The 11673-nt window shown below is 34.8% G+C and carries 11 protein-coding genes and 2 tRNA genes; all 13 read left to right on the top strand.

What is annotated here, in order from left to right; all coding sequences use genetic code 11:
• The first annotated feature begins 3 nt into the window (after positions 1–3).
• The 13 genes from AC07XN_RS03935 (at position 4) to AC07XN_RS03995 (ending at position 11635) form a co-directional block, all read left to right on the top strand.
• Positions 4–76, top strand: a tRNA-Lys gene (locus AC07XN_RS03935).
• A gap of 69 nt (positions 77–145) precedes the next feature.
• Positions 146–218: transfer RNA gene (locus tag AC07XN_RS03940), tRNA-Lys, on the top strand.
• Positions 219–595: 377 nt separating this feature from the next.
• On the top strand, positions 596–955 hold the full coding sequence (locus AC07XN_RS03945; RefSeq protein WP_494742096.1) for a VOC family protein: 360 nt from the start codon (positions 596–598) through the stop codon (positions 953–955).
• A gap of 159 nt (positions 956–1114) precedes the next feature.
• Positions 1115–1576 (top strand): MarR family winged helix-turn-helix transcriptional regulator, encoded by a 462-nt coding sequence (locus tag AC07XN_RS03950; protein ID WP_494742097.1) that lies wholly within the window; start codon positions 1115–1117, stop codon positions 1574–1576.
• Positions 1577–1801: 225 nt separating this feature from the next.
• Positions 1802–1996, top strand: a complete 195-nt coding sequence (locus AC07XN_RS03955) for a DUF2188 domain-containing protein (protein ID WP_494742098.1) — start codon at positions 1802–1804, stop codon at positions 1994–1996.
• Positions 1997–2300: 304 nt separating this feature from the next.
• A complete protein-coding gene (locus AC07XN_RS03960) occupies positions 2301–5537 on the top strand; it encodes a PAS domain S-box protein (protein ID WP_494742099.1) in 3237 nt (1078 codons plus the stop codon).
• A gap of 48 nt (positions 5538–5585) precedes the next feature.
• Positions 5586–5981: a response regulator gene (locus tag AC07XN_RS03965; protein ID WP_494742100.1), complete on the top strand. Its 396-nt coding sequence runs from the start codon at positions 5586–5588 to the stop codon at positions 5979–5981.
• 393 nt (positions 5982–6374) lie between these two features.
• Positions 6375–6680, top strand: a complete 306-nt coding sequence (locus AC07XN_RS03970) for a putative quinol monooxygenase (RefSeq protein WP_494742101.1) — start codon at positions 6375–6377, stop codon at positions 6678–6680.
• 432 nt (positions 6681–7112) lie between these two features.
• A complete protein-coding gene (locus tag AC07XN_RS03975) occupies positions 7113–7790 on the top strand; it encodes a LytR/AlgR family response regulator transcription factor (protein ID WP_494742102.1) in 678 nt (225 codons plus the stop codon).
• Positions 7791–7912: 122 nt separating this feature from the next.
• Positions 7913–9055 carry an acyltransferase family protein gene (locus tag AC07XN_RS03980; RefSeq protein WP_494742103.1) on the top strand — a complete coding sequence of 381 codons (1143 nt, stop codon included), beginning with the start codon at positions 7913–7915 and terminating at the stop codon, positions 9053–9055.
• A gap of 116 nt (positions 9056–9171) precedes the next feature.
• Positions 9172–10032, top strand: a complete 861-nt coding sequence (locus AC07XN_RS03985; protein ID WP_494742104.1) for a helix-turn-helix domain-containing protein — start codon at positions 9172–9174, stop codon at positions 10030–10032.
• Positions 10033–10118: 86 nt separating this feature from the next.
• Positions 10119–11027: an NAD(P)/FAD-dependent oxidoreductase gene (locus tag AC07XN_RS03990; RefSeq protein ID WP_494742105.1), complete on the top strand. Its 909-nt coding sequence runs from the start codon at positions 10119–10121 to the stop codon at positions 11025–11027.
• A gap of 14 nt (positions 11028–11041) precedes the next feature.
• Positions 11042–11635, top strand: a complete 594-nt coding sequence (locus tag AC07XN_RS03995; RefSeq protein WP_494742106.1) for a short chain dehydrogenase — start codon at positions 11042–11044, stop codon at positions 11633–11635.
• Positions 11636–11673 lie beyond the last annotated feature (38 nt).

Below are 11673 nucleotides of genomic sequence, written 5' to 3' on the forward strand. Positions count from 1 at the left end.
GAAGATTCCGTAGCTCAGTTGGTAGAGCAATACACTTTTAATGTATGGGTCCTGGGTTCGAGTCCCAGCGGGATCACAAGATTACCAGTGGTAATTTTCCTTCGTGCCAGAGCGCACATTTTATATATACAAACTTCGGTTTGAAGATTCCGTAGCTCAGTTGGTAGAGCAATACACTTTTAATGTATGGGTCCTGGGTTCGAGTCCCAGCGGGATCACTAGAAAGATAAAAGCCTTCAAAGTCATTAGATTTTGAAGGCTTTTTCCATTCAATATCCGAATTTATTTAAATGTCTACCTGCTAAATCCTAGAATTACTACTTTTAGGGTCAAGTCCCAAGCTGTTTGAAAGCCATCTTATTTCAATTGTTTATTTTACGTCATATATCTGCTTCTCAAGAAAGAGTGCAAAATATATATACCTTCCTGATGATTTGTTTAAATAAAATATTGTAATCAAACCACTATAATAGTATTGCCAATACTATGAACGCTCCTTACAAACCAATATATCAATTATTATCTCAACAAATAAAAAATTAGGTAATTGTAGTCGTGTATATTATATTTGTAACAACAATTAAACAAAGCTAAAATGAGACAATTAACATTTGCATCACTACAAGTGAAAAATTTGGAAGCATCAAAAGAGTTCTATGAAAAAAAAATAGGATTTGAAATTGACAGCACAAACCCACAAGCCTGTATTTTCAAGTACAATCAAGGAGAAGCAAGTTTCGCTATTCGTACACCTCTCGAGCCAATTGAAGGAAAAGAGTTGGGCGTTGGCGTGGCTATTTGGTTTGCTGTTGACGAAAATGTTGACGAATTGAAAGAGAAATTCATTGGGAATGGAGTAACCACCGCTGGGCCGATAATAGAAACACCTTTTGGCAGAGCATTCCATGTGAAAGACCTTGACGGTTATAAACTTACTTTTTTAGAGGCAAAATAAAAGTAAATTAGTTGCTAATCATACTTTCAAAGCATCAAACCGATTGTATTTAAAAATAAGAAAGTAGAGGATTATCCATTTCGATTTGGTTTATTTGAAATTAATAAACAGGATTTTGATTTAATAATTTAATATAGGCACAAATGCTTCAACATAATTATGGCTAAAGAAATCGATTTTCATTTTAAAAGTCCTAACGATAGCCCCGGTTATTTGCTCGGGCAACTCACAATGCTTTGGCAGCGTAAACAAAAAAAAGTTTTAGACCCATTAGATTTAACGCAAACACAATTCGTATTATTAGCAGCTTTAGGTTGGCTTTCAAAAAAAAACGAGGTTGTAACACAAGTTGATATTGCCAACCAAAGCAATGCTGATAGAATGATGGTATCAAAAGTACTGCGAACATTGGAAGAAAAAGGTTTTATAACACGGCAAGAACATGAAACTGACACAAGAGCAAAAACTATTCGACTAACGAATATCGGAGAATTAGTTTTGCAAAAAGCAATCATTGAAATAGAAAATGCTGACCTTGATTTTTTCTCTACATTAGAAGAAAAACTTTCATTGTTCAATGATAATATGGTAAAACTTATTAACAGAAATAAGGTCGAATAAAATGTGCTACCATACACACAAAAAAGCGATGATTCTATAATATTATAGATTCATCGCTTTTTTGTGTAGTAGTATTCTAGCTGGTATGATTTTTTAATGGTTTTATTTTAGTTTTTTTAATCAAAACACCATTGAAAGGTCTATCTTCTGATATTATAAAGAGGATGTCTTTTGTGTTTTCGTATAAAAGATAGGGTTGATTGTTTAACTAAAAATGTAAATAATATGCCATGGACTAAGAGCGATTATCCGCCATCATACAAAAACCAACCTAAGAAAGTTAGGGATAAAGCCGTTGAGATAGCCAATGAAATATTAAAAGACGGTGCCGAAGAAGGGCTTGCTATTGCTACGGGATTGAAAAAAGCCCGTGAAGTGTTAGCAAAAAAAGAAGATTCGCATGAACAACAAAAAAAATAAGAATGTTATTTGGGTTTTTCACGTTACTGGAAAAAGATATTAAAAACTAAACTATCAAATAATTAAAGGCTAAATCTAAGACCTTGCTAATGAATAAATAGCAAGGTCTTGGATTTGGTCATGTTTGATAAAAAAGCCTTTTATTTAGGTGACAAAGGTATAATTTCATGAGATATTGCTAAACATGACATTCAAAACGAAGGTATTTGATGTCGAAATTGTTATATTTTTAGCTAAATTTACTTTCATTCATTATTGTAAAGGGCAAGACATTCGTCATATCCTCTTAATTCAACCTTAATTCTTGGAAATTATAAATACTACCGACGACTATTTCTTCCTTGAAAACGGTGGCGAAGCTGCCGAAATCATTAGGAATTTAGACTGGTCTTCAAATAGTCTAGGACGACCTGAAATATGGCCTGAAAATTTGAAGAATACCTTAGCGACATTATTGCCATCCAAATTCCCTATGTTTCTTTGGTGGGGCAATGACCTAATCCAGTTTTATAATGATGCCTATAGACCAAGCTTTGGAGAGCAGGGAAAACATCCTAAAGCAATGGGACAAAAAGCGAAAGATTGCTGGCCTGAAATATGGGATTTTCTTGCTCCGCATATTACTAATATATTAGCTACTGGCGAAAGTGTCTGGTATGAAAATATGTTATTGCCTATACATCGAAATGGTAAACTTGAAGATGTGTACTGGACATTCAGTTACAGTCCAGTCAGAGGAGACGACCGTCAGATTGAGGGTGTATTAGTAGTTTGTAATGAAACAACCAATACTGTCAACCATAACAAACAGCTTCAAAATAGTAAGGATGAACTCTTATTCGCTATTGAAGCAGCAGAGCTCGGCACCTTTGACCTTAATCCAATTACAAATAGATTTTCAGCAAATAACCGCCTTAAAAGTTGGTTCGGATTACAGCCCGATGATGAGATTGCCCTACATGTAGCTACAGACGTAATAGCAGAAGCTGATCGTGATAATGTAATAAAAGCGATAGAGGATGCATTAAAGTTTGAATTAGGAGGGAAGTATGAAATAGAATATACAATTATTCATCCTGTAACGAAAGAAGAAAAAATAGTGCGTGCCAAAGGACGTGCTTGGTTTAATGAAAATAAAGAAGCCTATCGTTTTAACGGAATTTTGCAGGACATCACAGAACATAAGAAGGCTAATGATGAAATAGTGAAGTCAAGACAATTGACTGACCTTACCATGCAGACTATGGGTATGGGTGTTTTTAATGTCGACTTTGCGACTAATAACATTGAATATTCTGCTGAATTTGCGGCTCTTATATCTGGTTCAAAAATTAAGGATTTATCACGGATGGATTTTGTTAAATATATCCACCCTGATGATTTAGGGTTGCGTCTTGAAGCTATTGAGCAAGGATTAACAACGGGTAAATTTTATTATACCCCACGTGTAATTTGGGACGATGGTAGTATTCATCATATTGCCATTTCTGGAGCTAGGATTGTGGACTCGAAAGGTAACCCCAAGACATTCTCAGGAACTGGTATAGATATTACAGAACGAGAAAGAAGTAGAGCTGCATTACAGCAAGCAGAGCATAGACTGGAACAAACTAAGCGAGAAGCAAATGCTATGTTCAGGAAGGTGACTGATAGTTCACCTACTGGACTTTGGTTAGCTGATAAACAAGGTATGCTAACCTATTTGAATAATACTTTGGTAGAGTGGACAGGCATACCTTATTCAGAATTGTTGGGGATAGGCTGGACAAACGCCATCATTGAAGAAGATAGACAAATGGCAGCGGAAGTCTTTGAGGAAGCTGTGAATTCGTTATCCCACTATGATGTGCTTTTTAGGATTAAAAAAGCTACTGGTAAAATAGTATGGTGTCGTGCAGCAGGAGACCCATTTTTTGATGAGAGTGGCAAATATGCTGGCTATGCAGGATTCTGTATGGACATGGACGAAATCATTGCAAGTAGGAAAGCCCTTACGGAAAGCGAAGAACGTTTTAGCCTCATGATTAAGCAAGCTCCTGTAGGAATATGCCTTTTTACAGGATTGGACATGAAAATTGAGATTGCGAATGATATCATGATTGGATATTGGGGAAAAGATAAATCTGTCATGGGAAAACCGCTTGAAGTAGCCATCCCCGAATTAGTTGGTCAACCATTTCTCTCATTATTGCAGGAAGTTTACTTAACAGGTGTGCCTTATGAAGCTGTTTCTACCCCAGCACGCCTCGAAGTAGATGGGAAATTAAGCACATTTTATTTTGATTTTACCTATAAGCCAATTAGGGATATTCATGGAAATATTTATGGTATTATGGATATTGCCGTTGATGTAACTGAACGGGTATTAGCCTCACAAAAATTAGATGATACACGTATTGCCTTAGCGGGTGCTATTGAATTGGCCGAACTAGCAACATGGCAACTTGATATTAAAAATAAAACATTTTCTTATTCAAAAAGGTTTATGGATTGGCTAGGCTTCACTGAAGATACCAAAACGATGGATGAAGCTTATAATCCACTGCCTAATGATTACAGAAAATTAGTCAGTGATGCAATCCAAGTGGCTATACTGCCAGGTTCTTCGGGAATTTATGATAATGAGCATCCAATTATCAACAGAGTTACGGGGCAGGTAAGGATTATTCATGCAACGGCAAGGGTATTTTATAATAGTGATGGTATGCCAGCGTATTTAAGTGGCACCGCCCAAGACGTAACAAAAGAAAGGAAATTACAAGAAGAACTAACATTTAAAATCAGAAAAAGTACGGCAGAATTACGCCACGCAAATACAGAATTAGAGATAAATAATAAGGAATTGCAACAGTTTGCTTACATTGCCTCGCATGATTTGCAAGAACCTGTTCGGAAAATATCCGTCTTCATTCAGATGCTTGAAAATTATATTACATCTGACCCAGAAAAGGCAAAAATATATATTGAAAAAATAAATAATTCAGCAAAACGAATGACTACATTGATTAAAGATGTGCTTGGTTTTTCTGAATTAGCTAATAGTACTAAAGTATTTGAAAATGTAGATTTGGAGGAGGTAATAGAGAATATCTTGAGTGATTTTGACTTGACAATTGAACAAAAAGAAGCTACTATCATCTACCAAAATTTGCCAAAATTAAGAGCTATTCCATTACAAATGGGGCAGTTGTTTGGCAATTTAATATCAAATGCTTTGAAATATTCTCGTCAGGATGTTAAGCCTGTCATTAAAGTTATCAGTAGCAAGCTTAATGACAACGATAAAAAACTATTTTCCATCGATAATTCATTAGATTATTATAAAATTGAGATTATCGATAATGGAATAGGTTTTAATCAAAAATATGCTGAGCAGATTTTTAATATTTTTCAACGATTACATGGCAAAAATGAATTCGCAGGCACTGGTATTGGGCTGGCAATGTGTCGAAAAATTGTACAAAATCATAATGGAGATATTAAGGCATTTTCGGAGGAAGGAAAAGGAACAACATTTGTCGTTGTAATACCTGAAGAATAATATAAGTAATTTTCGACCCATACATTCCTATTTTATATTAGATAACAAATGATGAAGACTGTCTTTTTAATTGATGATGATTTAGATGAACGTGAAATATTTCAGGAGTCTTTACAGGCACTTAACTTAGAGGTTAACTATGTGGAAGCCAAGAATGGTGCTGAAGCATTGGAAAAATTAGACCTTCCTAATTTTAAGAAACCAGATATTATTTTTCTCGACCTTAATATGCCAATAATGGATGGTAGAAAATTTTTGAAAGAAGTTAAAGGTCATGACAAGTATAACAATATACCTGTCATTATCTATTCGACTTCTTCAAACGAGATTGATAGGCAGTTTGCCATAGAAAATCAGGCATCTATGTTTATGACAAAACCCTATTCTTTAGAAGTGTTGCGCGCTGAAATAAAGCACGTTATAAAAAGTTTTCTTCAAGTATAAATCTCTCAATAAAGTCAAACATTAGTCATCCCGAATTTTAAAATCATAAAAAAGCGGTCGAAATTCGTTTTCGGTCGCTTTTTTGATTTACGGATACAGATTATAGTTCTCTTAGTAACATTATATCGGCGGCCGTTGTTGGGGTAGAAGAAGTATCCAATTAACCCTTCAAAACCCACACGAAATTACATCCATTAACGATGAAGAGTTTGAATATATCAAAACGTTTTTCACTAAGAGAAAAGCATTAAAGCACCAATACCGCTTAAGTGTGATTATAATCACACTTTTTTTGTGATTTGCCTCCTTCCTCAGACAGCGACTGTATCCTAATTTTGAATCAGAAATTAAAACACAGTAATTATTTAATAATCAACCTTAAATACTCAAATCATGAAAAATCAACAACCCATTCATGTATTCGCTACATGGACTGTTAAAGAAGGACATATAGAAACAGTCTTGAATTTATTGAAAACGATAGGTAAGGAAACTGTAAAAGAAAGTGGGAATTTATTCTATCAAGTTCATCAGAGCAATACGGATGCTAACACAATTATATTGTTTGAAGGCTACATTGATGAAAATGCTATTGCAGAACACCGTAAGTCAGCACATTATCAAGATTTAATTATAGGACAAATCATACCTTTATTAAAAAGTAGAGATATTGTTTTAGCAACACCTGTTGAAGCTTAATAGAAAGTAATAAGGAGGTTATATGGGTAGTATTGTAATATCTGAATTATGAGGAGGCTACAAATAAATATGATTTTCAATAACATTTTCAAACAACTTGATTTTTAACGCAGTATAAATTTCTTAGACATATTCCCTTAAAATATACTTTTAGGAATGAGTTTTTTGTAATTTTAATGCTTAATAAAATACTTGTTATTCATGGAATTGTATGTAAATCGGGAACATTTATTTAAGGAGATTGAATATCCAGCAAGATTCAAGTCCGAAAACCTGTTCAAAAGTTCTGCAATTATCTTTGTTAGCCTCCTTGTGTTTCTTTTATTGTTCAAACCCTTTGGCATGTATGCCCCTGAATACAAAATAAACTATTTTTTTATTTGTAGTCTTCACGCATTGTGTCCTGCATTAATTATTTTCGTTTATTTCTCTATGCTCAACTATTTCAAGGAAAGAAAAAATATTCTTCAAAGTTGGACTTTGTTACAGGAATATTCTCAGATAGGTATAGTCCTAATTTTGACAGGCATTAGCAGTTTTTTAATACGAGATTTAATCTATAACAACCCTGATAACTGGTCTTTCAATTACCTTTGGGAAGAAATTAGAAACTGCTTTATTGCAGGAACGTTCTTCTATTTTTTTCTGAGATTAGTTAGCTTCTATCTTCAATCAAAGAAAGGCTCGCCATTTGTACTTCAGTTTGTCCCTCTCTGTGTAGAAACGCCTAAAAAAGACACTGAACCTACACTTTTCATCAATACACAAGTTAAGCAAGATGATTTTAGCTTGAACATAGATGATTTACTATTTGTAAAAGCTGATGGAAACTATATAGAATTGACCAGAGAAATTGATAAACAGATGGTGATAGAATTAAAAAGAATTTCTCTGACACAATTTGAAACTCAACTTTCAGGCTATCCACATTTTTTCAGGTGTCACAGAGCTTATTTGGTAAATATGTTCAAGGTAGAAAAAGTTTCAGGAAATTCTCAAGGGTATTTATTATCCTTTCATGAAACCAGCGAAAAGATTCCTGTGTCTAGGAAACAGCTAGATAGTTTTAATCGCTGTTACGAACAACTAAAGCAGCAAAATGTAGCTTAAACTTGTTGTTCATCACAAAGCTAGTTACTGATAACAGATTGCACTGAGAACTGGTTTTAGTATGGTAGGTTTGTTGCAAGTAGCCGATAGTCGGATACGAAACAATTATAAACCAATCAATTATGTCTTCTCAAATTTCAACTGCTAAGCCATCAAACAAACTATTATACATAGACAATATCAAACTACTACTGACCATATTGGTAGTGCTCCATCATACTTGCGTTACGTATGGTGCTCCGGGCGGATGGTATTATATTGAAAAAACTACTCATTTGGGTGCTCTTATACCCCTAACGATGTTTGTTAGTATAAATCAATCTTATTTCATGGGCTTTTTCTTCATGCTTGCGGCCTATTTTACTGGTACGTCTTATGCCCGAAAAGGTGCTGCTAGGTTTATAGCTGACCGCCTGTTTAGACTAGGGATTCCTTTATTATTTTACTCATTTGTTTTTTCTCCCTTCCTCTGCTATTTGGTTTATTATTTTGGGAAAGAACAACACATTACTTATTGGCAATACCTTCAAGGTTACGACAACTGGATAGATTTTGGTGTCCTGTGGTTTGTAGTAGCATTACTGTTGTTCTCTTTGGTGTATGCATTCATAAAAAGCCTTTTCAACGTTAATATTAAAAACCCTTTACCAACGCCGACTGCATATACGATACTCTTGCTTGCAACGGCAGTCGGGATTATTAGTTTTGTAGTCAGAATCATTTTTCCAGTTGGCTGGGTTCTTAAACCACTAGGTTTTCAATTAGGGCATTTTCCGCAATATGTTGTATTTTTTATGATTGGATTATTGGCGGCTAGGAACAATTGGTTCGACCAGCTTTCAGAAAAAACTAGCAAGCAACTTGCTTTATCCATAAGATGGTGCTTATTATTTTTCCCTATGTTTTATCTGATACGCGTAAAGTTGGATATGCCTATTTCTTGGTACTCTGGAGGATTTCACTGGCAGTCGCTATTATATGCGGTATGGGAACAATTGATTGGTATTTCTATCCTGACGGTATTACTCATTTATGGAAAAAAGCGTTGGAATACAACGTCAGTATTACTGAGTAAATTATCACGGAGCAGTTTTGCGGTATATATTTTTCATCCGCTCGTTATTATCGGTTTATCATTAGCCGTAAGAAATTGGACAATTGACCCATCCATAAAATGTTTGATTATAGCACCCATAGCCTTATTAGGTAGTTTTGCTTTAGGGTCTCTTATTTTATTGATTCCTGGTGTTAAAAAAGTGATTTAAGGCGTAGGCTAGCATTTATAATATGAATCAAGGTGGTTTTCTAAACTATTAACATATCAATCAATTGATTTTACTTACCTTTAAGGTCTCGTCTAATAAAATATCTTCTACGGCGGATGGAAAAAATACCCATAAGACATATCAAAGTAAGTAAAAAAGAACCAGATTTATCAGAAGCGTTTACCATTCGGGATATTGATAGTTTACTTGCTGAGACCAATATGGTGCAAGAACTTCATAGACATGATTTTTTTTATCTATTGATTGTAAAAGAAGGCACTGGTAATCATAATATTGACTTCACATCTTACAACGTTTCTGATTATTCTGTTTTCCTTATGCGACCAGGACAGGTACACCAACTAGTTTTGGAAGCAGGAAGTACGGGTTATTTAATACAATTTAGAAACGATTTTTATTCACCTCACGACAAATCAGTAAGCCAACTATTACGCAAGACGAGTAATATTAATCATTATCAATTTGATTCGAATAAATTTCAGAAGTTGAGTGCCATATTATCTAATATCTTTCAAGAATATACCGACAAACAAGAAAAGTATCTGGAAGTAATTAAAGCCAATATGGATATTTTCTTTATTGAGCTTATTCGAAAACATGGTAGTAATCCAATACAAGAGAAAGCGAACCTTTATATAGAAGCACAACTTGAAGCGTTTTTAAGCCATTTAGAGACGCATGTTTTCAGCCACAAACAGGTGTCTGAATATGCGGCTTTACTAAATCTGTCTACTTTCCAGTTGAATGCTATCACTAAGACATCTTTAGGGAAGACGTGTTCAGAAGTGATAAATGAATACATTATATTGGAATCTAAAAGATATCTTCTTGCCACTTCTAATCAAATCACTCAAATAGCTTATTATTTAGGCTATGAAGATGTTTCATACTTTATCAGATTCTTCAAAAAGCATACTGGATATACTCCTGATGCTTTTAGACACAACTTTAAATAAATCCCATAGAACTACATTTTTGTCCTATCTTTTACATCTGGACTGAAACTACCTTTGCAAAGAACAAAATTAGATTCTTTAAGGCAATGATAGATAATAAAAATTTTGACGTAATAATTGTTGGAGGAAGTTATGCGGGGCTAGCAGCAGGTATGGCTTTGGGCAGAGCATTAAAGCAGGTATTGATAATTGATAGCGGATTACCTTGCAACAGACAAACGCCACACTCATATAATTTTCTAACCCAAGATGGTAAAACACCTCAAGAAATTAGTGTACTGGCTAAAAAACAGGTAGAACGCTATGACACTGTTACATTCTTTAATGGTTTGGCAACACAAGGATTCAAAACCAAGAATGGTTTTGATATTCAAGTAGCCTCAGGAGAAATATTTCATGGACGTAAATTGATTTTTGCAACTGGTATCAGAGATACAATGCCAGCTATTGATGGTTTATCAGCATGTTGGGGAATATCAGTGATTCACTGTCCGTACTGTCATGGATATGAGGTGAAAGGCGAAAAAACAGGGATTTTAGGAAATGGTGAATATGGATTTGAGTTTTCTGCCCTTATTTCAAATTGGACAAAGGACTTAACATTATTTACTAACGGAACCTCAACGTTGACAAGCGAGCAAACTGAAAAATTGAAAAAACACCACATTGAAATTGTAGAAACACCTATTGAAAAATTAGAACATACTAATGGATACCTGCAAAACCTCCACTTCAAAGACGGAACCAAAACTGCTATTAAAGCACTCTATACGCGCACTGCCTTTGAACAACACTGTCAGATTCCCACCATGTTGGGATGTGATTTAACAGAGGACGGATACATTAAAATAGATGCTTTTCATAAAACTACCATTGAAGGTGTTTTTGCGTGTGGTGATAATGTAACTAGAATGCGTACAGTAGCGAATGCTGTCGCAATGGGAACTACTACCGGAGGAATGGTTAATAGAGAAATTATTTTTGAAAATTTTTAGAGAATTTAAAGCAGATGAAAATTATTATAGTAGGTGCTACAGGCACCATGGGAAAACACTTGGTAAGTGTATTAGAGAAGGAACATGAAATAATAAAAGTGGGTGCGCACGGTGGAGATATTATCACAGACATAACTTCTACGGAATCAATCGAAAATATGTTCAAACAAGTTGGCTCTTTCGATGCCTTGATTTCAACAGCAGGACCAACGTATGTTGGGCCTTGGAAAAAGATGACTGATAAGGAGTTCCGTAAAGGATTAGAAGGAAAATTGATGGGACAAATCAATTTAGTACTAATAGGACAGCACTTTATAAACCCCAAAGGTTCATTCACTTTAATCTCAGGGGCTTTAACGCATGAACCACAATTGAATTTTGCCAATGCATCAGCCGCCAATGGTGCAGTTGAAGCTTTTGTAAGAGCCGCCGCCATTGAATTAGAAAATGGCGTTAGGATAAATGCGGTTAGCCCAACGGTTATTGAAGCTTCACCTCAATATTTCCCATTTTTCCCCGGAGAGATTCCCGTAACGATGAAACAACTTGAATATGGCTTTCGTAAAAGTGTGTTTGGTGCTAATACTGGGCAGATAATAAAGCCTTAATGATTTTTGCTAAGTATTGTTTTGCATAAAATTGAGTT

The sequence above is a fragment of the Arcicella sp. GW458-12-2-14-TSB2 genome, from assembly GCF_059423785.1.

Coding starts and splice junctions, on each gene's coding strand:
- AC07XN_RS03945 (WP_494742096.1), top strand. CDS start 596: ATGAGACAATTAACATTTGCATCACTACAAGTGAAAAATTTGGAAGCA.
- AC07XN_RS03950 (WP_494742097.1), top strand. CDS start 1,115: ATGGCTAAAGAAATCGATTTTCATTTTAAAAGTCCTAACGATAGCCCC.
- AC07XN_RS03955 (WP_494742098.1), top strand. CDS start 1,802: ATGCCATGGACTAAGAGCGATTATCCGCCATCATACAAAAACCAACCT.
- AC07XN_RS03965 (WP_494742100.1), top strand. CDS start 5,586: ATGATGAAGACTGTCTTTTTAATTGATGATGATTTAGATGAACGTGAA.
- AC07XN_RS03970 (WP_494742101.1), top strand. CDS start 6,375: ATGAAAAATCAACAACCCATTCATGTATTCGCTACATGGACTGTTAAA.
- AC07XN_RS03975 (WP_494742102.1), top strand. CDS start 7,113: ATGCTCAACTATTTCAAGGAAAGAAAAAATATTCTTCAAAGTTGGACT.
- AC07XN_RS03980 (WP_494742103.1), top strand. CDS start 7,913: ATGTCTTCTCAAATTTCAACTGCTAAGCCATCAAACAAACTATTATAC.
- AC07XN_RS03985 (WP_494742104.1), top strand. CDS start 9,172: ATGGAAAAAATACCCATAAGACATATCAAAGTAAGTAAAAAAGAACCA.
- AC07XN_RS03990 (WP_494742105.1), top strand. CDS start 10,119: ATGATAGATAATAAAAATTTTGACGTAATAATTGTTGGAGGAAGTTAT.
- AC07XN_RS03995 (WP_494742106.1), top strand. CDS start 11,042: ATGAAAATTATTATAGTAGGTGCTACAGGCACCATGGGAAAACACTTG.